Source organism: Alkalimonas sp. NCh-2, assembly GCF_039631345.1.
GTDB classification, from domain to species: domain Bacteria; phylum Pseudomonadota; class Gammaproteobacteria; order Enterobacterales; family Alteromonadaceae; genus Alkalimonas; species Alkalimonas mucilaginosa.
Genome location: NZ_JBDIUV010000001.1, coordinates 1,003,868 through 1,028,585, shown reverse-complemented (window position 1 = coordinate 1,028,585; position 24,718 = coordinate 1,003,868). Strand labels below are relative to the sequence as shown.

28 protein-coding genes and 1 pseudogene are annotated in these 24,718 nt (G+C 54.5%); 13 read left to right on the top strand and 16 right to left on the bottom strand.

The annotated features are described in order from the left end of the window. Positions 1 to 34: 34 nt before the first annotated feature. Genes ABC502_RS05030 through ABC502_RS05005 form a run of 6 tightly spaced genes read right to left on the bottom strand, consistent with a single transcriptional unit; the run spans position 35 to position 7,176 of the window. Positions 35 to 1,363, bottom strand: coding sequence for an ATP-binding protein (locus tag ABC502_RS05030; RefSeq protein WP_345915083.1), 1,329 nt, complete (start codon positions 1,361 to 1,363; stop codon positions 35 to 37). Next, positions 1,344 to 2,666, bottom strand: coding sequence for a sigma-54 dependent transcriptional regulator (locus ABC502_RS05025; protein WP_345915139.1), 1,323 nt, complete (start codon positions 2,664 to 2,666; stop codon positions 1,344 to 1,346). Before ABC502_RS05025 ends, ABC502_RS05030 begins: the two co-directional genes overlap by 20 nt. A 3-nt stretch (positions 2,667 to 2,669) precedes the next feature. Then, positions 2,670 to 3,863, bottom strand: coding sequence for an FtsX-like permease family protein (locus tag ABC502_RS05020; RefSeq protein WP_345915082.1), 1,194 nt, complete (start codon positions 3,861 to 3,863; stop codon positions 2,670 to 2,672). 5 nt (positions 3,864 to 3,868) lie between these two features. Beyond that, positions 3,869 to 5,167 (bottom strand): ABC transporter permease, encoded by a 1,299-nt coding sequence (locus ABC502_RS05015; RefSeq protein ID WP_345915081.1) that lies wholly within the window; start codon positions 5,165 to 5,167, stop codon positions 3,869 to 3,871. 10 nt (positions 5,168 to 5,177) lie between these two features. Further along, positions 5,178 to 5,876 carry an ABC transporter ATP-binding protein gene (locus ABC502_RS05010; RefSeq protein WP_345915080.1) on the bottom strand — a complete coding sequence of 233 codons (699 nt, stop codon included), beginning with the start codon at positions 5,874 to 5,876 and terminating at the stop codon, positions 5,178 to 5,180. 31 nt (positions 5,877 to 5,907) lie between these two features. Beyond that, complete coding sequence (locus ABC502_RS05005; protein WP_345915079.1) at positions 5,908 to 7,176, bottom strand: HlyD family efflux transporter periplasmic adaptor subunit; 1,269 nt, start codon at positions 7,174 to 7,176, stop codon at positions 5,908 to 5,910. A gap of 203 nt (positions 7,177 to 7,379) precedes the next feature. Between ABC502_RS05005 and ABC502_RS05000 the strand changes: the two genes are divergently transcribed. Beyond that, the gene (locus tag ABC502_RS05000) at positions 7,380 to 8,357 is read left to right on the top strand and encodes a DUF3667 domain-containing protein (protein ID WP_345915078.1); all 978 of its coding nucleotides are present in this window, start codon (positions 7,380 to 7,382) and stop codon (positions 8,355 to 8,357) included. Positions 8,358 to 8,424: 67 nt separating this feature from the next. Then, on the top strand, positions 8,425 to 8,844 hold the full coding sequence (locus tag ABC502_RS04995) for a hypothetical protein (protein ID WP_345915077.1): 420 nt from the start codon (positions 8,425 to 8,427) through the stop codon (positions 8,842 to 8,844). A gap of 16 nt (positions 8,845 to 8,860) precedes the next feature. On the opposite strand, the gene ABC502_RS04990 is transcribed toward ABC502_RS04995, so the two are convergent. Both ABC502_RS04990 and ABC502_RS04985 read right to left on the bottom strand, forming a co-directional pair. Further along, positions 8,861 to 9,256 (bottom strand): DUF4019 domain-containing protein, encoded by a 396-nt coding sequence (locus ABC502_RS04990; protein WP_345915076.1) that lies wholly within the window; start codon positions 9,254 to 9,256, stop codon positions 8,861 to 8,863. A gap of 253 nt (positions 9,257 to 9,509) precedes the next feature. Beyond that, a complete protein-coding gene (locus tag ABC502_RS04985; RefSeq protein ID WP_345915075.1) occupies positions 9,510 to 9,830 on the bottom strand; it encodes a heavy metal-binding domain-containing protein in 321 nt (106 codons plus the stop codon). A gap of 304 nt (positions 9,831 to 10,134) precedes the next feature. Between ABC502_RS04985 and ABC502_RS04980 the strand changes: the two genes are divergently transcribed. Then, positions 10,135 to 10,569, top strand: coding sequence for a hypothetical protein (locus tag ABC502_RS04980; protein ID WP_345915074.1), 435 nt, complete (start codon positions 10,135 to 10,137; stop codon positions 10,567 to 10,569). A 72-nt stretch (positions 10,570 to 10,641) separates the two neighbouring features. On the opposite strand, the gene leuD is transcribed toward ABC502_RS04980, so the two are convergent. Genes leuD through leuA form a run of 4 tightly spaced genes read right to left on the bottom strand, consistent with a single transcriptional unit; the run spans position 10,642 to position 15,306 of the window. Next, positions 10,642 to 11,256, bottom strand: a complete 615-nt coding sequence (leuD, locus tag ABC502_RS04975; RefSeq protein ID WP_345915073.1) for a 3-isopropylmalate dehydratase small subunit — start codon at positions 11,254 to 11,256, stop codon at positions 10,642 to 10,644. Beyond that, positions 11,253 to 12,659, bottom strand: coding sequence for a 3-isopropylmalate dehydratase large subunit (gene leuC, locus ABC502_RS04970; RefSeq protein WP_305945181.1), 1,407 nt, complete (start codon positions 12,657 to 12,659; stop codon positions 11,253 to 11,255). Before leuC ends, leuD begins: the two co-directional genes overlap by 4 nt. Before the next feature lie 2 nt (positions 12,660 to 12,661). Then, positions 12,662 to 13,735, bottom strand: a complete 1,074-nt coding sequence (gene leuB, locus ABC502_RS04965) for a 3-isopropylmalate dehydrogenase (RefSeq protein WP_345915072.1) — start codon at positions 13,733 to 13,735, stop codon at positions 12,662 to 12,664. Further along, the gene (gene leuA, locus ABC502_RS04960; protein ID WP_345915071.1) at positions 13,732 to 15,306 is read right to left on the bottom strand and encodes a 2-isopropylmalate synthase; all 1,575 of its coding nucleotides are present in this window, start codon (positions 15,304 to 15,306) and stop codon (positions 13,732 to 13,734) included. The genes leuB and leuA overlap by 4 nt, the downstream gene beginning before the upstream one ends. 582 nt (positions 15,307 to 15,888) lie before the next feature. On the opposite strand from leuA, the gene ABC502_RS04955 reads away from it, so the two are divergent. From ABC502_RS04955 to ABC502_RS04935, 5 genes are all read left to right on the top strand, one after another. Then, a complete protein-coding gene (locus tag ABC502_RS04955) occupies positions 15,889 to 16,071 on the top strand; it encodes a hypothetical protein (protein WP_345915070.1) in 183 nt (60 codons plus the stop codon). 108 nt (positions 16,072 to 16,179) lie between these two features. After that, the gene (locus ABC502_RS04950; protein ID WP_345915069.1) at positions 16,180 to 17,598 is read left to right on the top strand and encodes a HAMP domain-containing sensor histidine kinase; all 1,419 of its coding nucleotides are present in this window, start codon (positions 16,180 to 16,182) and stop codon (positions 17,596 to 17,598) included. Further along, complete coding sequence (locus ABC502_RS04945; RefSeq protein WP_345915068.1) at positions 17,595 to 18,188, top strand: hypothetical protein; 594 nt, start codon at positions 17,595 to 17,597, stop codon at positions 18,186 to 18,188. Before ABC502_RS04950 ends, ABC502_RS04945 begins: the two co-directional genes overlap by 4 nt. Beyond that, positions 18,175 to 19,524: a sigma 54-interacting transcriptional regulator gene (locus ABC502_RS04940; protein WP_345915067.1), complete on the top strand. Its 1,350-nt coding sequence runs from the start codon at positions 18,175 to 18,177 to the stop codon at positions 19,522 to 19,524. The genes ABC502_RS04945 and ABC502_RS04940 overlap by 14 nt, the downstream gene beginning before the upstream one ends. A gap of 84 nt (positions 19,525 to 19,608) precedes the next feature. Further along, positions 19,609 to 19,947, top strand: coding sequence for a DUF2288 domain-containing protein (locus tag ABC502_RS04935; protein WP_345915066.1), 339 nt, complete (start codon positions 19,609 to 19,611; stop codon positions 19,945 to 19,947). 28 nt (positions 19,948 to 19,975) lie between these two features. On the opposite strand, the gene ABC502_RS04930 is transcribed toward ABC502_RS04935, so the two are convergent. Continuing rightward, positions 19,976 to 20,293 carry a CcdB family protein gene (locus tag ABC502_RS04930; RefSeq protein WP_345915065.1) on the bottom strand — a complete coding sequence of 106 codons (318 nt, stop codon included), beginning with the start codon at positions 20,291 to 20,293 and terminating at the stop codon, positions 19,976 to 19,978. Further along, positions 20,293 to 20,538, bottom strand: a complete 246-nt coding sequence (locus ABC502_RS04925; RefSeq protein WP_330127910.1) for a type II toxin-antitoxin system CcdA family antitoxin — start codon at positions 20,536 to 20,538, stop codon at positions 20,293 to 20,295. The genes ABC502_RS04930 and ABC502_RS04925 overlap by 1 nt, the downstream gene beginning before the upstream one ends. Before the next feature lie 166 nt (positions 20,539 to 20,704). On the opposite strand from ABC502_RS04925, the gene ABC502_RS04920 reads away from it, so the two are divergent. The 5 genes and pseudogenes from ABC502_RS04920 to ABC502_RS04900 all read left to right on the top strand — a co-directional run. After that, positions 20,705 to 21,271, top strand: a complete 567-nt coding sequence (locus tag ABC502_RS04920; RefSeq protein WP_330089241.1) for an acyl-CoA thioesterase — start codon at positions 20,705 to 20,707, stop codon at positions 21,269 to 21,271. Between the two features lie 183 nt (positions 21,272 to 21,454). Further along, the gene (locus ABC502_RS04915; RefSeq protein ID WP_345915063.1) at positions 21,455 to 22,009 is read left to right on the top strand and encodes a DUF4145 domain-containing protein; all 555 of its coding nucleotides are present in this window, start codon (positions 21,455 to 21,457) and stop codon (positions 22,007 to 22,009) included. Between the two features lie 38 nt (positions 22,010 to 22,047). Beyond that, positions 22,048 to 22,302 (top strand): hypothetical protein, encoded by a 255-nt coding sequence (locus tag ABC502_RS04910; protein ID WP_345915062.1) that lies wholly within the window; start codon positions 22,048 to 22,050, stop codon positions 22,300 to 22,302. Positions 22,303 to 22,429: 127 nt separating this feature from the next. After that, positions 22,430 to 22,675, top strand: coding sequence for a hypothetical protein (locus ABC502_RS04905; protein WP_345915061.1), 246 nt, complete (start codon positions 22,430 to 22,432; stop codon positions 22,673 to 22,675). A gap of 50 nt (positions 22,676 to 22,725) precedes the next feature. Further along, positions 22,726 to 22,857, top strand: a pseudogene (locus tag ABC502_RS04900) (transposase); the annotation flags it as partial. A gap of 30 nt (positions 22,858 to 22,887) precedes the next feature. Here ABC502_RS04900 and ABC502_RS04895 read toward each other — a convergent pair. Further along, positions 22,888 to 23,583 carry a TetR/AcrR family transcriptional regulator gene (locus ABC502_RS04895; RefSeq protein ID WP_345915060.1) on the bottom strand — a complete coding sequence of 232 codons (696 nt, stop codon included), beginning with the start codon at positions 23,581 to 23,583 and terminating at the stop codon, positions 22,888 to 22,890. A gap of 9 nt (positions 23,584 to 23,592) precedes the next feature. Then, a complete protein-coding gene (locus ABC502_RS04890; protein WP_345915059.1) occupies positions 23,593 to 24,375 on the bottom strand; it encodes a siderophore-interacting protein in 783 nt (260 codons plus the stop codon). Positions 24,376 to 24,718: the final 343 nt, after the last annotated feature.

The following is a 24,718-nucleotide window of genomic DNA, read 5'->3' as shown; positions in this document are numbered from 1 at the left end:
AAAAAAAGCCGACGAAGGTCGGTACGACGGAGATTTAGCTGGCTGCTTGCTCAGGATACCTGGGCAGGACCAGCCGCACTTCCAGCCCAGCTTGGGTATTGGCTTGGGTATTGTGCAAACTGATGCTGCCGTTATGGGCTTCGATAATATCGCGGCACAGCGTCAGGCCAATGCCGGAGCCTTGTTGCTTGGTGCTGTAAAACGGCACCAGCGCATGCTGTAGTTGTTGCTCCGTCATGCCGCAGCCGCCATCTTGCAGCCGGATCTCTAGTTGCTGGTCGGATTCACGGAATTGCAGCTTGATTTGCTCGGGTGGGGAGCCGCTTTCAACGGCATTTTTTAGCAGATTCAGCAGCAGTTGCTGCACTTGCTGCGGGTCGGCCTGCCAGCTGCTTTGCGGCAAGGGGCCGATGAGCTCAAAATCGTACAAGTCCTGCAGTTGATTGACCAGCCGGCTCCAGTTGACGGGGTGTCGTTGCGGCGGAGGCAGTTTGGCAAAGTGGATATAAGCCTGCACAAACTGGTTCAGATCGGTGGCCCGCGCCTGCATGGTGCCAAACAAGTCAGCCAGCTCTGTTTGCTGCAGCTGCTTGGCGCGTTGCTGGCCAGAAAAAGCCAGGGAGGAAAGCGGGGCCAGGGTGTTGTTCAGCTCGTGGCCAATCACCCGCAACAATTTTTTCCAGGCGGTCAGCTCTTCCCGTTGTATTTCACGGGTCAGTGGTTTTAGCAAATACAGCCAATGCTGTTTGTGATTAAGTTGAAACTGATTGATGGCAAGGTGCCAGACGCTCTGATCCGCCAGGCGCAGCATGCCCGGCTGCTTTTGCGCTATGGCTTCAGCCAGGGCGGGGATGGCTTCTGTGACGCTGGCCAGCTTGCTGCCGGCAAAGGATTGGCTGGTTTGCAGCAGTTGCTGCGCAGCCGGGTTGTACATCAGCACGGTATCGCTGGTATCGGTCAGCAAAAAGGCGGAGGGGCTGCTTTGCAGCACGCTATCGAGCAGCAGTTCGCGCTGATACAAGGTGGCGCGCTCGGTTCGCAGTTGCGCCGACATCTGTTGCAGGCTATTCGCCAGACCGCCAAGTTGTCGGATGCACGCCTGATTGGCGCTGGTATTAAAACTGCCATCCTGCAGGTTTTGCGCATGCAGGTTCAGTGCTGCTATCTCCTGCATCAAGGGCTGCAGTGTCCAGTGCAGCAGCAAAGCTAGCCCCAGGCCTGCCAGGCAAATGGCCGCACTGAGCCAGGGGGCGCTGCCGATAAACAACCACTGCAGCCCTAAAGCCAGTGCAATCAGCAGCAGGCAGAGCAGATTAAAGCGGCTCTGGGTGCTGAGCGGGCGGTTAAGGAGCGTCAATGCCATAAAACTCCATCCGCCGGTACAGGGCCTGGCGGCTGATCCCCAACTGACTGGCGGCGCGCGAGATCACGCCCTCGGCTTGTCGCAGCGCCTGCTGCAGCTGTTCGCGGCTGATATCATCCAGCGCCCGTTTGTTCTGGGGCGTTTCCGGCAGACCCAGTGCTTCGGCCTGGATTTCCTGGCTGCTGCTTAGCAACAGGGCGCGCTGACAGACATTTTGCAGCTCGCGCACATTGCCAGGCCAGGGGTAGCGCAGCAATCGCTGTTCGGCGGCCTGGCTAAGTGCTTTTTGGCCGGCCAGAAAATGACGGGCCAGCGGCAGGATATCCTCTGACCGCTCGGCCAAAGCAGGCAGGGCCAGTTGCACCACATTGACCCGGTAGTACAAGTCCTGCCGGAAGCGACCCTCGGCAATGGCGGCGGTTAAATCGGTGTTGGTGGCGCTGATAAGCCGCACATCGACGGTACGGGTGACACTGGAGCCCAACCGTTCAAACTCACCGCTTTGCAGCACCCTCAGTAGTTTGGCCTGGCCGGATAACGACAAATTGCCAATTTCATCCAAAAATAAACTGCCACCATCGGCGGCTTCAAAACGGCCGATACGGGTTTTATGGGCACCGCTGTATGCGCCGGCTTCAGCGCCAAACAGCTCAGCTTCCATCAGGTCGGCGGGCAGGGCACCCATATTTACTTTGATAAAAGGTTTTTGTTTGCGCGGCGAATTGGCATGCAGCAGATTGGCAATGCCTTCTTTGCCAGCACCATTGGGGCCGGTGATCAACACAGCAGCATTGGCGGGAGCCAGCTGCAGCGCCATCTGCACCAGTTGCTGCATCGTGCTGCTGGCAAACACCAGGCCGCAGAGATCTTTACCGGCAAAAACGGCTTGCTGCTCACGCTCGCGCCGTTGCTGCTGGGCGGTTAAGACCTTCAGCTTCAGGGCATTGGCGACCGTCAGCAGCAGGCGCTGATCATCCCAGGGTTTGGCAATGTAGTCGGTGGCACCGGCTTTTACCAACTCGACGGCCATTTCCAGTTGGGTCCAGGCCGTCATCAGGATCACGGGAATCGTTGGGTAGTCTTGCTGCAATTGGTAAAACAGTGCTTTGCCCTGAACGCCCTGCATTTCGCCGGCGGCAAAGTTCATATCCTGCAGCACCAGATCCATGCTGTGCTGTGCCAGCAGTTGCCAGGCTTGCTCTGCCGTTGTGGCTGCATGCACCTGATAGCCCTGCAGTGAAAACAGTGTCTGCAGGGCCTGGCCAATTGCCGGATTGTCGTCAATTACTAAAAGGTTCAGCATCATTTATAAGGCTTTGGTGGCGCTGGCCGGGGAGACCCGGGTGGCAATGCTGGCAGGATACCATGTGGCCAGGGTGACACAAAGTAGCAAGATAGCGCTGGTGAGAAGTGGCAGCCACCAGTTGAGCGGTGGAATTGAGATCACTTGTGCTAGCGCCTGATTCAAAAACAGCGCTAAGCCCAGACCAAACAGGGCACCAAGAGCGGTGCAAAGCCAGTTTTCAGCGAGCAGCTCCAATGCAATCGTAATTTTAGTGGCACCTAAGGCGCGCTTGATCCCTATTTCTTGCTGTCGTTTCAATGCGTGAAAATGCGTACTGCTGTAGCTTGATATCATCGTCACCAGTAACATCAGTGCCGTTAAAATAGCGAGTAGCATCGCCAGACCATATTCATTGCTATACACCCGCTGATGTTGCTCGGCCAGGTTACTGATATGGAATAGCTCAATATTGGGTTCAACAGCGCGTAAAACATTGGCCAGTTGCTGCCGCACGGCTGCAGTTTGTGCAGGCTCCGTGCGAAGCAAAATACTGTAACCCCAGTCAACACTGTAGGGGGGCGTTACCTGTAAGCTGTTGAACATCACATTGTCACTGCGGCGCTGGCCATAGAAATCACTGATCACTGCGGCAACTCGGCCAAGGTTCACCTCGCGTCCGACAGCTGGCTGCCCGGCAAACAGTTGCTCGGCTATACTTTGGGTCAAGATCACTTCTGGCTGTGCCGTGTCACCAAAGGGGGTGGTATAGTGCGGCAGCTCGCCCTGCAATACGTTCACATTGAGCACCGTGAAAAAATCCTTGGACACAAAGTACAGCGGTACGTAAGGCACATTGGTTCGCTCTTCCTGCTCAATGTCATACAGATTACCTCCGTTACCGCCTTGCACCAGGACAGATTGATTGGCATAGGCGGCAGCGATAACGCCAGGAATCGCCTGTACCGCCTGAAGTTGTCGATCCAATAAGTCCTGCAATGCCGGATAGACACGTAACGAGGCGGTAGCGGGTTTCAGCTGCACCTGCAGAGTGTGTTCCAGATCAAGCCCTGTGGGCTGGGTAAGTTGTTGCTGGGTTTGTTGCGCCAGCAAGATACTGTTTAGCAGCAGTGCTAATGCCATGGCTAATTGCAGGAGCAGCAATGTGGTGACCACTTTCCGGCTGAACAACACTTTACAAAGTAAATAGAAAGACATGGTAATTACTCCTTAAGCTGCTGATTTAAATTGCCAAAAGAAGCTCGAAGCGACGGATAAAGCGTAACCAGGTAGCTGCAGGCGAAGGTGATCGTCAGTAAACTTAGTAACAGGGTCAGATTCCAATGAGAAAACAAGCTGTTATTCGGCAAGAGTTGGTTCATCAGCTGAATACAGGCATAGCCTGTCAGCAGTGCACCAACCAGAGTAAAGGCTGCCATTATCAGGACGTCGGCCAGCATTTGCTGCTGTAGCTGACTGCGGCTGGCACCCAGAGCACGGCGCAGGCTAAATTCGTACTGGTTACTGAGATAGCGGTTCAACGATAAATGGCTGGCGTTAAACAGGCATACCAGTAAAAAAAGCAGTGTGACCAGCGCAAAAGCCTTGATATCACCTGGATCATCACCGAAGTAATCGACAATGTCAGCCATGGCAATCAGCTGGTTGTTGATGGGGGAAGGGTGACGACCGGCGGCTTTTTCTGCGTTGGCCAAATTCAACATAAACTGTCGATACGCCTGCTGCTGTGCAGGGGTATCCAGTTGTACCCAATATTGCAGCATGTGCCGTGCACCGGTTCGGCCCTCGGTACTTAACTTGCGGTAATCGGTCTGGTCGAATGTCCTCGAGTTCGTTCTTGACTGGTAATTCAAGTCGTACCCTGTTTCCAGCGGCAGAAAAATATCTTCACCCGGACTTAAGTGATTACGGCCATTGGCATCGTACAAGCGTGGCAACATCTGCCAATGATCCAGCACGCCAATCACGCTGAAGTAGCGGTCATCCAGTAGCAACTGCTCGCCGATCACATTAATACGTCCAAATAGTTTTAGCGCCATAGCGCGACTAAGCAGCACTTCATCGCGGGCGTTGTCGTCAGGCCAGACCGAGCCATGGCGTAGGGGTACATCAAACATGGAAAAAAAATCGCGCTGGGTAATTCGAAGCGTCACTGGCACCGGCGGTTGCTCGGCATGAAGCCTGGCATAGCCATTAGCACTGTACATAGCTGCTTTGGCGGATGGAATATCACTACTGGATAGCTTTTGCACATTGCTGTAACTAAGGATCCTGGGGGGCAGACAGTCATTGCAATCGTGCGGCACTATTAAGGTCATCGGGAAAAATAACTTGTCGCTTTTGTGTGGCAGCGGATCGGAGTTCAACTGGTAATAAAACGTAGCATTGGCAAAGAAAACCCCTAGGCCGACGCTTAAAATAAAGATGGTGAGGGCATAGGGCAGCGGTGCTCGCTTAATGCTAAGCAGGCTGATCCGAATGTAGTAGATGAATTGCTCCACGCTCTACTCCTTAGGCGCTTTGCGCTGATAGAGGCTCATACAAAGTACTGTCGTGCAGCTGGCCATCGACAATCTGAATATTCCGACCAGCGCGGCGCGCCTGATCCGGATCGTGCGTCACCATCAAAATGGTGCAGCCCTGCTGGTTAATTTTTTCCAGCAGCTCCATCACCTGACGGGCCATTAACGAGTCGAGGTTCCCGGTTGGCTCATCGGCCAGTAAAATACGTGGCTCACCGGCAATAGCCCGCGCTATGGCTACCCGCTGTTGCTGGCCACCGGACAGCTGGCCCGGCAGGTAATCACGCCGGGCATGCAGCCCGACCAGTTCCAGTGCCTGTTCAATCCGCTGTTTGCGCTCGCTGGCTTTCAAGCCCCGGTAGCGCAGCGGCAGCTCGATGTTGTCGTAAATGCTGAAGTCTTTGATTAAGTTAAAGCTCTGGAAGATAAAGCCGATTTTTTCATTGCGCAATCTGGAGAGCGCCGCATCCGACAAGCCTTGGACTGAGGTGCCATCCAGCAGATAGTCGCCGCTGTCAAAGTTCTCCAGCGTACCAAGGATATTCAGCAGTGTGGATTTGCCGGAACCAGAAGGGCCGGTCAGGGCCGCAAACTCGCCTTCGTTCACCTGCAGGCTCACATCGCGCAGCGCATGGGTTTCAATCAGTTCGGTACGAAAAATTTTGCTTAAATTGCTGAGTGTTATCATCAGTTATCCCTATTCATTATCTGGAAAATCGTTAGTTCAGGTTGACCCGCTCTGAATTTTTAAAATCACTCAGATTGGAGACCACCCACTGCTCCCCCTCGCTGGCACCGCTGAGTATTTCTACCCACTGCACCGATAAGGCACCTAATTCCACTTGCTTACGCACTGCCTGGTTGTTCAGCACCTGATAGGCCTGACGGCCACCCCCAGAGCTGACAAAGTCGCCGCGGGCAATTTTCAACACATCGGGTTTGTATTCCAGAATCACCCGGGCTGATAAGCGTTGGCTTTGGCGCAGGCTTTGGTTGTCAATGGCGTCAAACCGCACCCGGGCACTGACCTGGTTGTTACGCACTTCTGCCGCTATGTGACTGATGGAGCCGTTCAGGTGCTGGTGGCCTAGTTGCACCTCCACCTGCTGGCCGGGGGCCAGCTCGCGGCCATAACTTTCTGGTACTGCGAGTTCTGCTTCGTATTGGCTTAAATCAATCACCGTGACCAGTGGTTGACCCGGCAATACATGGCTGTGTTGTTCGGTTAACCAGTTGCCTAACTGGCCGGTGACCGGGGCGGTAATATGTAAAGCGGCGACTTTGCGTTCCAGCTCGTTTACTACCAGGTGCTGGCGATGAATATCCTGAGCACGGGAGCTTTGTTCAAACCTAAGCTTATCTCTGGCCAGCTCCACTTTGCGTTTGGCGTGGTCAAACTCCAGTTCGGCTTTGGTCAGATTGTCGCCGGCGATATCAAAATCCAACTGACGGATCACGCCCAGCTCTATCGATTGGCTGGCACGCTGCAGCTCGCGTCGGGCGGCCAGTAAATTGACCTGAGCGGCATTCATCACCTGCTCCATATCCAGTTGTTGCTCCCGCGCGGCCAGCTCAGCGCGCTCGGCTTCACTTTGCATGCCTGACAGCACGGCTTCTTGTTGCTGCAAATCATTCTGCAAGGCCGGGCTGGTAATGGTGGCCAGCAGCTCACCCTGCATCACCGCCTCGCCAGGCTGTTTAAACAGTTGCACCTGGCCAGTCTCCTGGCTGTACAGGGTGGGGGCATTGGCTGCGACGATGCGCCCTTGCACCGCAATATCGCGTACCAAATCCCCCCGCTGCACCGTAGCCAATTGCAGCTGGTTGCGCGGTACTACCAGACTGGCGCTTTGCCCCAGTGACTGGAAAAAAGCCACCACCAGCAGCAAAGCGGTACCGGTGATGGCAACGGCTGGGAAAAATCGACGCAGCGCACTTTTGGCTGGTCGTTGAATGATGTGATCTTGTTGGCTGGTGCCCTGAATCATTGATCTGGTCCTTGCGTGATAACTGCAAGGGAACAGCAGTTTTAATGCCAATATTTATCTTGTTGATTTATAGGTGTATTTGTAGTTTGCTTTCCCCGCGTTTTGTGTCCGCGGACACTTTAGGCTGTCCGCGGGGGCTATTGCCAAAGTTGCCTGATCACGTAGAATCGGTGCAGGACTTTTACATAACAAGAATAACCAGCATGGAAACCTTGCCTCAACGCTGCGATAACTGCGGCACTGCTCTGGAAGGGGCCTTCTGCCATGAATGCGGTCAAGAGAAAAAGAGCTACATTCGCAACTTGACCGGGGTGCTGAGTGAGTTTTTCGGCGAGTTTAGCAACTGGGACAGCCGTTTATGGCGAACCTTATGGCCGCTATGGTTTCGACCGGGGTTTTTAACCCGCCGTTATGTGCAGGGACACCGGGTGCCTTATGTGCCGCCGCTGCGGCTGTATATTTTTACCTCTGTGCTTACTTTTCTTATTCTGGCCCAGTTGGTCCCGCATCAGGCGATTGGGGAAAGTTCTCACACCGATCCAGACAGCATTCTGATCGAAATTGAAGATGGCAGTAAGCTCACTCTTAGCGAGCTGATGCGGAAAATTGAAGCTGAGGCCCGTGGTGACGCAACAACAGAACCTGGCAATGAGCTGCCTCAGTTGCTTGGAGCGGAAAAGCTGCCCTATGAGTTGCCACTGCCTTTTATTTCCGATGCAACCCAGCAGCGGGTTGATGAGCGTTTTAATGCCTTGATTGCCAGCCCCAAGCTAGCGATCAATAAGTTTTTTTCGCTGGCACCGCAAATGATGTTCTTGCTGCTGCCGCTGTTTGCCTTATTGCTGAAGCTGATGTACATCCGCTCCAACCGCTTTTACATGGAACACCTGATCCTGGCGTTGCACAGTCACAGTTTTATTTTGCAAATGGGCGTTTTTGTGTTGCTGCTTGGTATGTTGCAAAGCAGCATCCCCTGGGGCTGGCTTGCCAGCCCGGTCGGTTGGCTGAAAACTGCTTTACTGTGGTGGATCCCTCTGTATTTGCTGCTGTGCCAAAAGTTTTACTACCAACAAGGGTGGGGTAAAACCCTGCTGAAATTCTGGCTAACCAGTTCCATCTACAATCTGACTTTCATCAGCGCTTTTCTGACACTGATTGTGCTCAGTGTGCTGTGGATGTAGGAATGCGCCGTATGTTTTTGGATAACAACGGCATCGCTATGCGTAAAAGCCAGGTTTACAACTCGCTATGAAAGAGCTTCGCGCTTTTTTACTACTATTTGAAACCTTTATCGGGTTCTGTCTGCCCTTGTACTTGTGGGTTTTTGGGGTAATGTTGAGCCCCTTGCTATTGTTAGCTTTGGTAGCTGAGGGAGCCTTTGAGCTGGTGTTGCCTTTGATTGCACTTGTGTTAGGGGCTTTTGGTGTCTGGGGAGTATTGCAGTTGATGATTAAAGTGCTTAGGCCCGATGCCCGGGTGGCAGCACCTGGGATCTTACTAAGATACATTGCCTGTGGTCTGGTCGCGCTGCTGCTGGCGTCAGTTTTTATTGGCCCGCCACCCATGAGCCTGGTTTTGATGCTTGCTCCACCCATTGTGGTTTCTGCTCACTTTTTATATTTGAGCCGGCAGTATCTGTGGCCGAAGACTGCACCGTCACAGCGGTAACGGTGCTAACGCAATCTCAACGGATAAAATAGCCAACTGTGCGCCACTCATCCTGTTCGAAGCTTAATGTCAGAGTTTCAATGGCTGCAGCTTTGTGTTCAAACTGGCTTTGTAAGGTCAGGATCAGGTAACGGCCATCCGGTGCGCCGGGCAAAGAGCTGTGCTCTTGTTGGCTAAGTATTGTGCGGCTTTGCAAGGCCCCAAAAGGTTGCCGTGCCTTTTGCACCATCTGCTGCCACTGGGTTTCAGTCAGTTGCTGCTGCACTATAGTGCCGGCCTGCTGCCAACTGGTTTCATACTGGCCTTGATCAATCAACTGCAGCCAGTTTAAGGCTGTGTTCTTGCCATCCGCGGCGGCAAAACAAAAACTGCTAAACAGCAGGCAGCAGCTGGCAATAAGGTAATGTCTCATAACGGATCAGGCTCCTTTGCTGAAAAGGGCGGGACTGTTTCGCCGCTTGCTTACCATAATAAAAAACTATTTTGTGAAATAAAAGGTTTTTATTTGTGATGTTTTTGGCGGTCTGACTGCACGGCGTGTAGCAAAGCATCCCTATTCTGGCTGAAGTGTTGATCCGAATAGTTGGTCATCCAAAGCAATAATAATGGCTGTAACAAGTCTTGCCGTGTTTCGATGCTGTAGTCGCCTCCACTGAGAGCATCAATCAGGTCTGCTGCAATTTGACGGCAGTACCATAGGCCAGCAGCTCGCTGGAACCGGCCAAAATTGCGCTGGTGGTAAAACGAATACCCACCACAGCATCGGCGCCCAGTTTGCTGGCTTCTTCCACCAGTCGCTGAATGGCTTTATCCCGCGCTTCGCTCATCATCTCGGTGTAGCCTTTCAGTTCGCCGCCAACAATGCCTTTCAGGCCAGCCATAATATCGCGGCCAACATGCTTGGATTGCACTACATTGCCGGTGACAACACCAAGCACCGCTTGGATCTGATAGCCGGGCAGGGTATCGGTGGTGGTAAATAACATGGCAGGGCTCCGCTAGCACAGTGAGCATTTAAAGTAGCGAACCTGCGGGTAAAACTAAAGGAGCTTGCTTGCTCTAATTTGTAACGAAGGATGAATGGGCTTGTGATTCATGCTTAAAGCCGGGCTCTTGATTAATGTTATGTGACAAATTCAATTTTTGTGAGTTGCCTGATTGTTGGTGCATCACATTTCCATTATGATGCGCCAACCAAAAACAACATGGATCTGGTGGAGACTCTTCAAAGACATGAAGGTTTCTTAAGCATTCCAGAACCGCCTAATTAAGCAAAGGAGAGCTTTTTCGATGAAGTACCTGTTACCGGCATTATTCTTGTTTCTTGGCGGCTGCGCCTCAACCCTGCCAACGGCCCAGTACACCAACACCAGCACAGTCATTGCGGCGGCAGCGGAGGTTGCACCAGACGGAGTTACAGGTGAATTTATTCTGCCTATCAAAGCATCAGGTGTACGACGTGGGAAAGTTTTTTTAAATACGCAGCTGGACTACCGGGATCAACGGTCGATTACTGTTGCTATCTCGCCAGAAGTTGCAGCAAAGCTTGCCGAGCAACACGGTCAATCGCCAGCTGAGTTTTTCATCAACAAAGATATCCGGGTTAAGGGCACGGCCAGACGCGTAACCATAGATTTATTCTGCCAAGGCAGGTTAATGGATACCTACTATTATCAAACGCATATCGAAGTGACCAATCCTGCACAAATCGAGCTGTTAAATTAAGCCTGCTGCCTGTCTGGGGGAGCTGGAAGAGTGGATGGCATCAGCCCCGAAACCGGGACTGATGCCAGGCGCTTACCCCAGCCAGGGCTGGCTGGTTTTGCGGCTTTGCTCAAAATCGCTAATTTGCGGCGCGAACTGCTCGCTGCTGCCGATAAAATCCAGCCCGCTTAACAAGCGCTGTTTGATATCTGGATCAATCTCAAAGCCCAGCGCGGCATTGTTGCCAAAGCGGATTTCCTGATTTTTTAAATCGATTTGCCACTGCTGCGGCCCTTCGCTGCAGCGGGTGAACAGGCTGTCGATATTGCCCTTGCTCAGCGCAATCAGCAGCATGCCGTTGTTGGCGCAGTTGTTGTAGAAAATATCGGCGAAGCTCTCGGCAATAATCACCTGAAAACCATACTGCTGCAGGGCCCAGGGCGCATGCTCCCGGCTGGAGCCGCAGCCGAAGTTGGCCCGGCTTAGCAGGATATTAGCCCCCTGATACTGCGGGAAGTTCAGCACAAAATCCGGGTTTGGGCTGCCATCGGCCAGATAGCGCCAGTCGTAAAACAGCGCTTCGGCAAAGCCATCGCGGCTGACCGAGGTCAAGAACTGCTTTGGAATGATCTGATCGGTATCAACGTTGTTTTTATCCAGCGGGCAAACCAGGCCGCTGGCAAATACCGGGTGGATGCTTGGATTCATGCCCAGTCTCCTGTGGTGATGTCTACAAAACGGCCGGCAATGGCAGCGGCGGCAGCCATGGTCGGGCTGACCAGATGGGTACGGCTGCCGCGGCCCTGACGGCCTTCAAAGTTGCGGTTGCTGGTCGAAGCGCAGCGCTGACCGGCATCAACCCGGTCGTCGTTCATGCCCAGGCACATCGAGCAGCCCGGCTCACGCCATTCAAAACCGGCATCTTTGAAAATGGTGGCCAGACCTTCGCTTTCGGCCTGACGCTTCACCTGGCCAGAGCCAGGCACTATCAGGGCGCGCACGCCGGCAGCCACCTTTTTATCCTTCACCAGGCTGGCGGCAGCGCGTAAATCTTCAATCCGGCTGTTGGTGCACGAGCCGATAAAGACCACATCCACCGCTAGGTCGGTCAGCTTCTGACCAGGCTGTAGCCCCATGTACTCGTAAGCACGGCGGGCGGCATCCTGCTTGCTGCTTTCGCTGAAGGACTCGGCAGATGGAATGGGTTGATCGACCGCGATCACCTGCTCCGGGCTGGTGCCCCAGCTGACTTGTGGCTTGATTTGGCTGGCATCCAGCGTGACCACTTGATCAAACACAGCGTCCGCGTCTGAATACAGGCTTTGCCAGTAGCTGACCGCCGCCTCCCAGTGCTCGGCTTTGGGCGCATGCTCTTTGCCTTGCAAATAGGCGATGGTGGTGTCGTCCGGCGCAATCAAACCGGCTTTGGCGCCCATTTCAATGCTCATATTGCACAGCGTCATCCGGCCTTCCATGCTCATGGCGCGGATGGCGCTGCCGCAAAACTCGGCGACATAGCCATTGCCACCGGCGGTGCCCAGCTGGCCAATCACCGCCAGGATCACGTCTTTTGGCGTCACATGCGCCGACAGCTTGCCGTTAATTTCAATCTTCAGCGTTTTGGCGCGCTGCTGCGGCAGGGTTTGGGTGGCCAGCACATGCTCGACTTCGGAGGTGCCGATGCCAAAGGCCAGGGCACCAAAAGCGCCATGGGTCGAAGTGTGTGAGTCGCCGCAGACAATGATCATGCCAGGCTGGGTTAAGCCCAGCTCCGGGCCAATGACATGCACAATGCCCTGATCCGGGTGGGTTAAATCCAGCAGTGGAATGCGGTGCTCATCGCAGTTCTCTGCCAGGGCTTCCAGTTGCTTGCGTGAGGTTTCGCCTGCGGCGTCCATGCTGCGGCGCTGGGTCGATACATTGTGATCCATGGTGGCAAAGGTCAGATCCGGCCGGCGCACCGGCCGCCCGGCCTGCTTTAAACCGGCAAAGGCCTGTGGCGAGGTGACTTCGTGGATCAGGTGGCGATCGACGTACAGCAAATCGGTGCTGGCATTTAACTGACCGACAACATGGCTCTGGTAAATTTTCTGGTATAAGGTCTGGCCCATGCTCAGGCTCCTGCAATGGCGTTGGCGATGGCACTGCCGACATCGGCGGTACCATAGGACGAATCGGGTTGAATATCGCGGGTGACAATGCCCTGCTGCAGGCACTGCTGCACCGCCTGCTCAATGGCTTTGGCGGCGTCTTCCAGCCCAAAGCTGTAGCGCAGCATCAGGGCGGCACTTAAAATTTGGGCGATGGGGTTGGCAATGCCCTGGCCTGCGATATCCGGCGCGCTGCCACCGGCCGGCTCGTACAGGCCAAAACCACTGCCATTCAGACTGGCCGAAGGCAATAAGCCCATCGAGCCGGCAATGGCGGCCAGCTCATCGGATAAAATATCGCCGAACAGGTTGTCGCACAGCAGCACATCAAATTGCTGCGGGCTGCGGATCAGCTGCATGGCGGCGTTGTCGATGTACATATGCTCCAGCGCAACATCCGGGAAATCTTTCGCTACTTCGGTCACCACTTCGCGCCACAAAATACTGGTTTGCAGCACATTAGCTTTGTCGATGGAGGTCACTTTGTGGCTGCGTTTTTGCGCCGCTTCAAAAGCGACCCGGGCAATGCGGCTGATTTCGGCAGTGCTGTAGGTCTGGGTATCGAAGGCGCTGTTCTCGCCACGGCCTTTTTCACCAAAGTAAATGCCACCGGTCAGCTCGCGTACGCACAGCACATCCATGCCCTGACTGCTGACCCGCGGGTGCAGTGGCGATAACTCGGCAAAGGCCGGGTAAATCTGGCCAGGACGCAGATTGCAGAATAAATCGAAGGTTTTACGCAGCGGCAGCAAAGAGCCGCGCTCGGGCTGTTGATCCGGTGCCAGCCCGGTCCACTTCGGGCCGCCGACCGAGCCAAACAAAATGGCATCGCTTTGCTGGCAGATGGATAAGGTCTGTGGCGGCAGTGGCTGACCAACGGCATCAATGGCAGCGCCGCCGACCAGCGCCTCGGTGCGCTCGAAAGTCACGCCAAAACGCGCTTCCACCGCATTCAGTACCTTGTGGGCTTCGGCCATCACTTCCGGCCCAATACCATCGCCTGCCAGGACGGCAACCTTAAAACGTGTCTGACTCATTCTGTTTCTGCTCCTGCGGTTCGTTGACGCGCTTGCTTGCAGGCATCGACCTGCTGGGCGCGTTGGATCATATTCAACACATGGACATAGGCCAGCACCGAAGCGCGGACAATGTCGGTGGCAAGGCCGGCACCATGAAAACGGCGGCCTTCAAATTCGGTAATAATATCGACCTGGCCCAGCGCATCTTCGCCGCTGCCTTTGGCGGATAAGTTAAAATCCACCATCCGGATGGGCAGCTTGCTGATGCGCTGTATGGCCAAAAAAGCGGCTTCGACCGGGCCATTGCCGGTGGCCGCTTCGGTCAGCAGGTCGTCGCCGCAGCGCAGGCCGACGGTAGCACTTGCCACATGGCCGGTATGGGTGGAGGAGCTTAAAAACTCCAACCGGTAAAATTCATCCTGCTCCTGCAGGTTCTGGAAAAACACCAGGGCTTCCAAATCGTAATCAAACACCCGGCCTTTCTGATCGGCCAGTGCTAAAAAGCTCTGGTACAGCTCTTCCAGGTTGTAGTCGTTTTGGCTGTAGCCCAGATCGCTTAACCGGTGCTGGATCACATGGCGGCCGGAGCGCGAGGTCAGGTTCAGTTCGTTCTGACGAATACCCACTTGCTCCGGGGCCATGATTTCGTAGGTATTCTGTGCTTTTAACACCCCGTCCTGATGAATGCCGGATGAGTGGGCAAAAGCATTTTCGCCGACCACCGCTTTGTTCGGCTGAATGGGCATATTGCAGATCTGGCTGACCAGATGCGAGCTGCGGTAAATCTCGGTGGTTTTAATATCGGTGTACAGCGGCGCGAACACATCCTGGCGGGTTCGTACGATCATCGCCACTTCTTCCAACGAGCAGTTGCCGGCACGCTCGCCAATGCCATTGACGGTACACTCAATCTGGCGCGCCCCGGCCTGCACTGCGCTGATGCTGTTGGCCACGGCCAGCCCTAAATCGTTGTGGCAATGCACGCTCAAACGGGCTTTGTCGATGTTCGGTACCTTGTTTTTCAGCGCATGAATAATGGCGGCAAATTCGGTTGGAATGGTGTAGCCCACGGTGTCCGGGATATTGATGGTGGTGGCACCGGCGGCAATGGCCCGCTCAATGATGTAACACAGATCGTCTATTGGAGTGCGACCGGCATCTTCGCAGGAGAACTCGATATCGTCGGTGTAACGGCTGGCCTGGCGGATGGCCGCCACCGCTTGCTCGGTCGCCTGCTGCAGGGTTTTACGCAGCTTGTACTCCAGGTGCAGCGGCGAGGTGGCGATAAAGGTATGGATCCGCTTGCGCTCGGCGTCTTTTAACGCTTCGCCGCAAGCTTCAATATCGCCGGCCACGGCCCGGGCCAGGCCACAGATAACCGGGCCTTTGACTTCGCGGGCAATGCGCTGCACCGAGTCAAAATCACCGGGGGACGACACCGGGAAGCCGACCTCCATCACATCGACATTCAGCCGGGCGATGGCATGGGCCAGTTGGATCTTTTGCTTCTGGCTTAAACTGGCCCGTAGCGCCTGTTCGCCGTCACGCAGGGTGGTGTCGAAGATCCAGATTTTATTGTCCGCACTCATGCTGCTTTTCCTTTCATCGTACTTGTCAGTGGTAGGCCCCGGCTGGGATGGTGCTGCCTAAAAGCAAAAAACCCCGGCCTTAGGCACGGGGTTTTTTCAGAATTTGGCTGCGTTACTTGCGCACAGCACCAACTGCCCCGTGTGGTATACGACGGAGGAGGAGGTTGATAATAATGCTGTGTTGGCAAGCATTCAGTGGCATTGTGGTTCGCCTTATTTTTGTACTGGCTCTATTAGTACCACCATTTATTTTGTGTTGCAACAGTATAGATGGCTAAACGTCGATCTTTTTCAGTGGTCGGTGCAGCCGGTAAGTCACGGCCAAACCCCGTATTTTCGCGGCTTTGCAGCCGGTGTCGCAAAAAAAAGACAGTATAACCACTTGTTTTTAAATGATTTTGTTTTCATGTCGTTTTTGCTGTCGCCAATCGGAGACACTTTCGCAGTCCTCTTTCACTGGTTTTTATCTAAGTGATTGATAGTTAACAGATAATAAACTTGGCACAACAGTTGTATTAATCACCTCAGAACGCGCTGGAATTTCACCATGAATTTTGTATCACAGCGCCTGAGGAGAATACGATGGACCCTGTCATTGCTACGTTGGTCACTTTTTTGATTCTGAATCTGATGCTGGTTACGGCCATGCTGCGTCGTATCGACCTGAACAATGAAAGCGTAATCGCCTGGGAACGTGAGCAGGCATTGGCAGACGCTGCTGCAACAGCCCTGTCGCCAGAGGTTGAGCCTGTCACGGGCAACTAAGTCCCCTTGGCAGCGACAGTCTGGGGATGTTGTCACTCCGCTCTCAGACTGTTGCTTGCCCTTAAAACACGGTATGCTTGAGCTAAATCGGACGACCGTATCCAATCGATGAAACTTCAACTGCTGCAAACCGCTTCCCTGCGACAACTGGTGTTGTCCAGCTTTGTGCTGGCGCTGATCCCAGTGGCGGTGTTGATGTGGCAAAGTCACCGTGCGCTAACCGGCATCAGCCAGCAAGCGGTGGAGCAGGCCAGCAACTCGGCTGCCAGTGTGCGGCGGATGGAGCAAATGCAAAACCAGGTGGTGGACATCGAGCGCGCCATCCGCCAGTTTGCCGTGCTGAAAACCGAAGCACTGGCCCGGGTGGCGCAAAACCATCTGGCCAGCTACCAGCAACTGTTGCCTCAGGTCTGTCAGTCACTCAGCGAAAGTACCTTATGCCAGCAACAAGAACTCACCCTGCAGCAGCTCAATCAATCTTTTACCCAGCAAAGTGCCGACCAGCTCGAACCCTTGTTGCAGCAACTACGACAGCAGCAAGGCCGCTTGTCGCAGCAGATCTGGCAACAACTGGAGCTGCAACTGGCGGCGCAGCAGCGCGATGTCGCCTCCGCTCAGCAACAACTGACCTGGCAAACCATTCTGTTGGTGTTTTTAACTCTGCTGTTGGTAATTTGGGGTTCGCGCCGTATTACCAGCCCGGTCACCATGCTGGAGCGGATGATCCGCGCCATTGGCCGGCAGCAGCCGTTTCCGGAAGCCAGAGTGCAGGGCCCGAAAGAGCTGACCGAGCTGGGCGAGCAGCTGCGGGTACTGGCTGGTCGCTTGCAGCAACTGGAGTCCTTGCGGCTGATTTTACTGCGCCATGCCTCGCATGAACTGAAAACGCCGTTATCCAGTATCCGGGAAGGCTGCTCCTTACTGACCGAGGAGTTGGTCGGGCCTTTAACGCCCCAGCAGCAGGAAGTGGTGGCCTTGCTGAACGGCAGTGCCGACCGGCTCAGCCAACTGACCGAGCAGTTGCTGGATTACAACCGCTTACTGCAACAAGCCAAACCTGAGTTAAAATGGCATCCGGCTCGCGCCATGATAGAAGCCTGTGTGCAGGACCATACCCTGGCGCTGCAGCAGCGCGGCCAGGCCATTCGGCTTAATTGCCAGGTGGAACAGCTGTACACCGATGGCATGTTGTTCCGGCGTATTTTGGATAATCTGATCAACAATGCCCAAGCCTATGGTGCTGAGAACAGCGAAGTACGGATTGAATTGCAGCAGCATGAGCAGCAGTGGTGGCTGGATGTCGCCAACAAAGGCCACAGCATAGCGCCCGAGCAGCGCGAACGTTTGTTTGAGCCTTTCCAGCGCGGCCAAAGCCCGCGCCACGATCAGGTGCAGGGCTCCGGTCTTGGCCTGTCCATTGTCGCAGATTGCGCCCGCTTGCTGGGTGGAAAAGCCGACATTGTCGATTCACCTCAGGCGGATTTTTGTGTCCGTATCCGCCTGCCTTTGCCCGAGGAATTGGTATGAAAGTGATCTTGGTTGGTCTGGTGCTACTGAGCCTGGTGGGGTGCCAGTTGCTTGGTTCGCAGCAGGCTGCACCCGAACCTGAGGTTGTGCCCGATCAGGTAGAGCTAGAACCCGAGCCGGAGCCGACTGCGGAGCCACAGCGACAACTGACCCTTGCCGACGACAGCGACAGCCTGCTGGCCTGGTTGCAGTTTCGCCAGCAGGTGCTCAGCAGCAGCTCGCTGCAACGGGAGCAGTGGGAGTTGGAGGAGCAGCCTGAACTGGCCGCCATCCAGACCAGCCTGATGCAGCTGCACCCGGAGAACAACTACTTAACCCGTTTTCGGGCCCAGATGCAGCTGGCCGAGCACCTGATGCTGGCGGCGCCGGATCTGGCTGCTTTGTTTGGCTGGGACCTGGCCTTTAACCAGAAGCTGCTGGAAGCCGAGTCGGCCATCAGTGCGCTGTCGCGCACCCTGGCCGATGTGCAGCATGAACACGAACAGCTGCGGGCCCGCAATCTGGAGCTGGAGCAACAAATCGAAGCCCTGACCCAGATTGAAGCCCGATTGAATCAGCCGGATAACGGAGTGAACAATGAGCAACCCTGAGGGCCGCGTCTTATTGGTGGATGATGATCCCAGTTTGCTGCGTTTGCTGACGCTGCGACTGGAAGGCGAAGGCTTTGTGGTGCTGACCGCCGATTGTGCCGAAGCGGCGCTGGATGTGCTGGCCAGGCAGGATGTGGAGGTGGTGCTGAGCGATCTGCGGATGCCGGGGCTGGATGGCATGGCCTTGTTCGATGAAATCGCCCGCCGCAATCCCGGCTTGCCGGTGATTTTAATGACGGCCCATGGCTCCATCCCCGAAGCGGTAGCCGCTACCCAGCGCGGTGTGTTTGGTTTTTTAACCAAGCCGCTCGATCACAGCGAGCTGCGCGATATTCTGCAGCAGGCGCTGCACCAAAGCGTGCCGGAGCAGTCGGATTGGCGCGCGGCCATTATCAGCCGCTCCGAGCAGATGGAAACCGTGTTGCAGCAAGCGCAGCGGGTGGCGCAGCGCGATGTCAGTGTGCTGATCACCGGCGCCAGTGGCACCGGCAAGGAGCTGCTGGCGCGGGCCATTCACTGTGCCAGCCCGCGGGCAGAAAAACCCTTTGTGGCGATTAACTGCGGCGCTTTGCCCGAGCACCTGCTGGAGTCCGAGCTGTTTGGTCACACCAAAGGCGCCTTTACCGGCGCAGTCAATGAGCACAATGGCCTGTTCCGTGAAGCTGATGGCGGCACCTTATTTTTGGATGAAATCGGCGATATGCCGTTGCCGCTGCAGGTCAAATTATTGCGCGCCTTGCAGGAGCGGCAAATCCGGCCGGTTGGCAGCAGCAAAACCATCCCGATCAATGTGCGGGTGCTGTCGGCCACCCACCAGGATTTGCAGCAGGCGATGGGCGAGGGCAGCTTTCGCGAAGATTTGTACTACCGGTTGAATGTGGTCAATTTGCAGTTGCCGCCGCTGGAGCAGCGGCCGGAAGATATTCCATTGCTGGCGCGCCATGCGCTGCAGCAAAGCGCCGAGCGTCATCAGGTCAACGCCACCCGCTTTACCGACGATGCGATGCAGCTGCTCACCACCGCCAAATGGCCGGGCAATGTCCGCCAACTGGTTAATGTGGTGGAGCAGTGCGTGGCTTTAACCCATGGCCCGGTGATCAGTGCCAGTTTGGTCGAGCAGGCCTTAGCGCAGGACAGCAGCTACTGGCCCACCTTAACCGAAGCGCGCGATCAGTTTGAGCGCCAGTACCTGGTGCGGGTGCTGCAAATGACCGACGGCCATGTCACCCGGGCGGCTGAGCTGGCCGGGCGTAACCGCACTGATTTTTACAAGTTGCTGAAAAAACACGATCTGAGCGCCCAGCAGGTGACGGAAGACAAAGAAGCCAGCGAGTAAAGCGCCCGGCCAGTCCAGGCTGGGTTAAAACCCAGCGCTGGGCCATGGTATACTGCGGGCAGTAACCGTGTTTAAGGAAACCCCATGACTGCCATCACCCCACCGGAGGTTGAAACCCCGGAATTGATCAAAGCCAAAATCACCAGCGAAACCGCCCGCATCAACTGGCTGGAACTGCAAAAATTCTACGCCGCCGGTTCGGTGGTGGCGGTGGATCTCAGCCTGGATTTGGTGGATGTGGCTTATGCCTTTAGTCAGGACCACAGCCAGCAGGTGCAAAGCTGGTTGACGCAGGGGCAGGTGAAGCGGGTCGAGGAAGCACAAGCCAAACAGTGGTTTGATGCCGAGCAAGAGCTTTGGGCTGTGGTGATCGCGCCCTGGGTGCTGGTGCAGGACAAACCCACCGCCAGCCAGCTGAACTAAGCTGTCCGCCACAGGTTGGTGGCGGACCTTATATCCCAGACAGAATAAAATCGACCGCGGCCATCACCTCAGAGCGGTACGCGGTCAGATCATAAGCCTGACCCCTAAGCTGACTGCGATCAATCCCGGCAATGTCCTGAGTTCTTACAATAAACACCTCACCATCAAGCGCGCAAGATGGATTTAGTCTGGTCAGGCTCATCGGCGCTGCGATTTCAGCCGGCGAGAGCGGAATCACGACCGTTGTTTTCAACTCGCTCAATAAGTCGCTTTGAATATCCAGCAAGTAGGGGTATTGCTGTCGTGTCCTCGGGTTGGCGTTTTTGTACGCAAAAAACTGCGCCATCAGAACTTCCTTACACTGTCACTGAAGGTGCCGTTGGCTTCAACAAATTGATTGTAGGCCTGAATGGCATCGGCGTTCTCGCGCAACCATTGTGCCCGTTGCTCGTTTCGTACTTGCTCGGCCAAGGCTTGCTCCAGTGTCGCGGACAGGTTGATGTTCAGCCCCCGGGCTTTTTCGAGTAAATCGCTATTGATGCTGACATTAGTCGGCTTTTTAGCGGCTCGGGTGTCGTAGGCATGGTTCATAGCTGTTACTCCATACAAGGTATGTGCATATCATATGCGTATAGGGTATGGAAAGCAAGGCTGCATGGCAATGGCACCAGTCAGTCTTACGGCAGGGCGAAGACCTGTGCGCTTTACCATCCTGCAGGCTTCGGCTAGAGTGTTTAAAACACCAGCCGGAGCTTTTATGGGCGCAGACTACAAAACCGTTGCCAGTTCCAAGGTCACCTTATCGCAGCTGATGCTGCCATCGCATTCCAATTTCAGCGGTAAAATCCACGGCGGTTACCTGTTATCCTTAATGGATCAGGTGGCGTTTGCCTGCGGCTCCAAGTTCAGCGGCCGCTATTGCGTCACCGCTTCGGTCGACCGGGTGGATTTTCTTAACCCGATCGAAGTCGGCGAGCTGGTCACCTTAAAAGCCTCGGTCAATTTTGTCGGCAGCAGCTCCATGGTGATCGGCATCCGGGTCGATGCGCAAAACATCCAGACCGATGCAGTGAAGCACTGCAACTCTTCCTACTTCACCATGATTGCCAAAGACGAGCAGGGCCAAAGCGTACCGGTGCCACGGCTTATTTTAACCAGTGAGCTGGAAGTGATGCGCTACCTGCAAAGCGCCGAACGTATCCGCCAACGCAAAGCCCGCCAGGCGATGACACTACCCTGCGGCGGCGCCCTGCAGGCCGCACTGACCGAAATCCGCCAGCATTTTGATGCGAAAATTGAACTGGCTGATTCTGAGCTTAGTTAGGGTTGTATAGGCTTAGATGGATGCATCGGTGTTTGCTGGTGGCACTAGCTGTTTTCTTCTGTAAATGATTGTCATCATTAAAAAACTGGATTTTGTTGGGTGCATAAATTTCACAAATCCGGTCTGGTCTGTGCCTAAACATGGATTATTAGATCGAATAAGAATTAAAAGTAAGGAGAGCGTATGGCCGATTGGCTCAATGCAATTGAAATAGAATCAAAGTCCTATAAATGTGGGTTCTGTGGGAATGTTGTTGCATCTGCTCATGGATATGCTGATCGTCGTACTAGTTTTCTTCGCATAATGATTTGTCCACATTGTACTAATCCAACTTATTTCGGGAATGGGGTTCAAATTCCGCAAGTTGCTCCTGGTAATGAGGTGCATCACCTTCCAGGAGATGTTGATGCTTTATATAAAGAAGCGAGAAACTGTGTTTCAGTTAATGCGTACACCTCATCTGTTCTTGCTAGCAGAAAATTACTTATGAATATAGCTGTGACGCAAGGGGCAGAAGAAGGAAAAAGCTTTTTCCACTATGTAGAGTTTCTAGCTAACAACGGCTTTGTTCCACCTAACGGCAGAGGCTGGGTAGATCACATCAGAAAGCGCGGTAACGAAGCAACGCATGAAATAGCAATCATGTCCCAAGATGTCGCAGAGGAACTTATCGCATTCATAGAGATGCTGCTCAAATTTATATACGAGTTTCCAGCTAGGGTTCCAGCTGCTGATTAACTTTTAACAAGGTATAAAAAATAGGCTGGTGGTCAATTATGTTTAGTGAACAAGAACAGCAGATAAAAAAGCTATTGGATGCAAAGTTTTTTTCCATAGCACTTTGGTCTGTGATAAAAGTCGCAGTTGCAGTTTTTTTGATTATGTATTTTGAGTACGGTTTATATGTTGTCATTGGTTACATTATTTATATATTAGAGAGCTCAATGCACACAAAGCATATTAATAATCAGCAGGTTGAGTTGCAGCTAAATATCATTCATCGGAAACTTGATGAGCTTAGCAAAAAGTAAATGAGCCTTAACAAAGCGCAGTACTCGCGGCCTGCGACCGCTGGGATACCACCCACTGCTCAGTCGTTACGCGAGTGCTTTACGTCATACACTCCAGTAACATCCAAACTACCTATGGAGAAATGAATTGTCGCTATTACATCAAATTCAGGAGTCAGTAGTCCAAGAGGGAACCGATTTGGGCTCAGTTTTGTTAAAGCTTAGGCTTCTTGCTGCAAGGCTTGGTAGTGAGATTCTAGAAGTGTGGGTTAAGCATGAATCTGAAGGCTACCCTAAAGACGCAGAACTCCCTGACTACAGAATTATAGGTGTCAGTTACCGAGGAACGTTCTCTGGCCCGTTCGGCTCAGGTGGTAATCATCCCAGAAAATAACTGACGTCAAAAGTAGAATTTTCTCGTAACATAAACGCAGGAGATTCTGCATGAAAACATCAAAATTTAGCGACAGCCAGATCCTGGCAATTTTAAAACAAGCCGAGGCAGGCGCACCTGTTCCTCAACTATGCCGTGAGCATGGCATGAGCTCAGCCACCTTCTACAAGTGGCGTGCCAAGCCGCAGCCAGTTGTTCTGTCTGACGAGAAGTCATCGGTTTACAGGCAGGTACTGAACTGATAGCGCGGCGCACAGTTCTTTCAGTGTCTGCTCGTAGAACGGTTCAGCGTCTGCCAGCGCGAAGTCCAACTGCTTTAGTACCTCCATGTTCAACACGCCGCACACCCGGACCCAGCCGTTGAGGAACACATGCATCGCCACCGGCGGCAGGCGTCCGCCGGTGCGCTGCGAGTAGGCACATAGTTGTTCGCTCAGTGCAGGAGACAGTGTGTTAGTTGCGGGTACCGGGAATGATTTGTGCCGCCAGATGCGAGCGACTTCCTCCAGGAATAGTTCGCCGAAGGCGCTTCCGGCGTCGCTGGCTTCGGCCAGGAAAGGGCTGGCGAACAGGAACCGGAACTCCGCGGGATGGGCAGTCGCCCAGGTACGCATGGCCCGGCACATTGCGAGCAGAGGCACAGTGGCGGTGCCAGACTTTTCGCCCGCCAATGCAATCCGCCCGGCAAGTTCGTCGTACAACTGCGAGGCTAGCGCGGCAAGCAGGTCGCGGTGACTGCGGTAATAACGGTAGAGTGCCGGCGCGCTCATGCCCATCGCGCGCGCGATAGCGCTGATAGTAACGGCATCCGGACCTCCCTCGACCAGCAGGTGGCGTGCGAGCCCGTGGATTTCGGCGAACACCGCTTTGCGCAACCGCTCTCGGCGGCCAGGGTTTGAAGGGATCATGAGACGAGCCTAATGCAGACCGCGCTTGCCGGGCGCCCAAAAGGGTTTGACCTGAATCCGCGTCGGTTCCCAGCCCTCCGCAATCAGGTGCCTGCGCACTATCTGGCACGTCTTGGCTTCGCCGGCAACGTAGGCCAGAGTGTTGTGCGCCGCAACACCAGCGTTCGCGACTGCCTCCAGCAGGCGAGTCGAGGCCACCGGTGAGGCACCGAGCCGGTACACCCGACGTAGTTCACCGTTAGTGACGGTGAGTGGTAGCATTGCGTCCGGATTCTCGGCCTCGACGATGGCGATCGACTCTTCGTCCGCGCCGACGGCACGAAGCATCGGCCCGAACGCCACTGATGCGGTCTCGTCGCCGACAAACAGATGACGCGGTGCGCTGCCGACCAGGAAGTTGCCCTGTGGTCCCCAGAACCGGACTCTGTCGCCGCCGCGGACCTCGCGCATCCAGTTCAGGCCGATGCCGTCACCGTCACTTCGATACAGATGTGCCCGCAGCTCGAACGCCAGTGCCTGCCTGTCCCAGTCCCAGATCGTGTAGGTGCGCATGGTTTCCACCGGCCGCAGGATGCCGTAAAGCGAGAACGGGTCCCGGATTTCGATGCGTACATGCTGCCCTGGCGCGTAGTTGAGCCTGTGCATAGCCGGGCAATGAATGCGGACCGCGCGCCAACACCCCAACGTTTCTGCCTGGATAACGACACCATCGGCGAAGTGCTTGGCGAAGAAGCGAGGCAACGGGTTGATCGTGGAATGCGTGGCGGGTTGGCGTCGAGTAGGGGGGGCCATTTAGGTATCCTGTTAGTTTCGTATAGCCATTAACTAAAGTTATAGGCTATAACGATTTTCGAGAAACTGCAATAGGGTATCCGGTTCCGAGGCTGCCGCCAAGTACCTCACTGCGTATTCTGGTCCAAAGTGAACACCCGTTCTGATTTAATGTGAACACCTATTCTGGCGCAAAGTGAACACTTTTGCCCGATTTCCAGAATCAGTGTTCACATAATTCCAAAAATTCGGGGCAAAATTTACGATCTAGTGGTATTACATCGAAAAAGGATTTAATACAGAACGTTGATGACTTCGTAGCTGCTATCTCAGTGCATGGTGAGAAGTCACAAACTGATCTTTG

Coding starts and splice junctions, on each gene's coding strand:
- leuA (WP_345915071.1), bottom strand. CDS start 15,306: ATGAGTGCGGACAATAAAATCTGGATCTTCGACACCACCCTGCGTGAC.
- leuC (WP_305945181.1), bottom strand. CDS start 12,659: ATGGGCCAGACCTTATACCAGAAAATTTACCAGAGCCATGTTGTCGGT.
- ABC502_RS04990 (WP_345915076.1), bottom strand. CDS start 9,256: ATGAGACATTACCTTATTGCCAGCTGCTGCCTGCTGTTTAGCAGTTTT.
- ABC502_RS04995 (WP_345915077.1), top strand. CDS start 8,425: ATGAAAGAGCTTCGCGCTTTTTTACTACTATTTGAAACCTTTATCGGG.
- ABC502_RS04940 (WP_345915067.1), top strand. CDS start 18,175: ATGAGCAACCCTGAGGGCCGCGTCTTATTGGTGGATGATGATCCCAGT.
- ABC502_RS05000 (WP_345915078.1), top strand. CDS start 7,380: ATGGAAACCTTGCCTCAACGCTGCGATAACTGCGGCACTGCTCTGGAA.
- ABC502_RS04920 (WP_330089241.1), top strand. CDS start 20,705: ATGGGCGCAGACTACAAAACCGTTGCCAGTTCCAAGGTCACCTTATCG.
- ABC502_RS04955 (WP_345915070.1), top strand. CDS start 15,889: ATGGACCCTGTCATTGCTACGTTGGTCACTTTTTTGATTCTGAATCTG.
- ABC502_RS04895 (WP_345915060.1), bottom strand. CDS start 23,583: ATGATCCCTTCAAACCCTGGCCGCCGAGAGCGGTTGCGCAAAGCGGTG.
- ABC502_RS05030 (WP_345915083.1), bottom strand. CDS start 1,363: ATGGCATTGACGCTCCTTAACCGCCCGCTCAGCACCCAGAGCCGCTTT.
- ABC502_RS04930 (WP_345915065.1), bottom strand. CDS start 20,293: ATGGCGCAGTTTTTTGCGTACAAAAACGCCAACCCGAGGACACGACAG.
- ABC502_RS04910 (WP_345915062.1), top strand. CDS start 22,048: ATGTTTAGTGAACAAGAACAGCAGATAAAAAAGCTATTGGATGCAAAG.
- ABC502_RS04925 (WP_330127910.1), bottom strand. CDS start 20,538: ATGAACCATGCCTACGACACCCGAGCCGCTAAAAAGCCGACTAATGTC.
- leuB (WP_345915072.1), bottom strand. CDS start 13,735: ATGAGTCAGACACGTTTTAAGGTTGCCGTCCTGGCAGGCGATGGTATT.
- ABC502_RS04890 (WP_345915059.1), bottom strand. CDS start 24,375: ATGGCCCCCCCTACTCGACGCCAACCCGCCACGCATTCCACGATCAAC.
- ABC502_RS05020 (WP_345915082.1), bottom strand. CDS start 3,863: ATGTCTTTCTATTTACTTTGTAAAGTGTTGTTCAGCCGGAAAGTGGTC.
- ABC502_RS05025 (WP_345915139.1), bottom strand. CDS start 2,666: ATGCTGAACCTTTTAGTAATTGACGACAATCCGGCAATTGGCCAGGCC.
- ABC502_RS04915 (WP_345915063.1), top strand. CDS start 21,455: ATGGCCGATTGGCTCAATGCAATTGAAATAGAATCAAAGTCCTATAAA.
- ABC502_RS04980 (WP_345915074.1), top strand. CDS start 10,135: ATGAAGTACCTGTTACCGGCATTATTCTTGTTTCTTGGCGGCTGCGCC.
- ABC502_RS04935 (WP_345915066.1), top strand. CDS start 19,609: ATGACTGCCATCACCCCACCGGAGGTTGAAACCCCGGAATTGATCAAA.
- leuD (WP_345915073.1), bottom strand. CDS start 11,256: ATGAATCCAAGCATCCACCCGGTATTTGCCAGCGGCCTGGTTTGCCCG.
- ABC502_RS05005 (WP_345915079.1), bottom strand. CDS start 7,176: ATGATTCAGGGCACCAGCCAACAAGATCACATCATTCAACGACCAGCC.
- ABC502_RS04985 (WP_345915075.1), bottom strand. CDS start 9,830: ATGTTATTTACCACCACCGATACCCTGCCCGGCTATCAGATCCAAGCG.
- ABC502_RS04945 (WP_345915068.1), top strand. CDS start 17,595: ATGAAAGTGATCTTGGTTGGTCTGGTGCTACTGAGCCTGGTGGGGTGC.
- ABC502_RS04950 (WP_345915069.1), top strand. CDS start 16,180: ATGAAACTTCAACTGCTGCAAACCGCTTCCCTGCGACAACTGGTGTTG.
- ABC502_RS05010 (WP_345915080.1), bottom strand. CDS start 5,876: ATGATAACACTCAGCAATTTAAGCAAAATTTTTCGTACCGAACTGATT.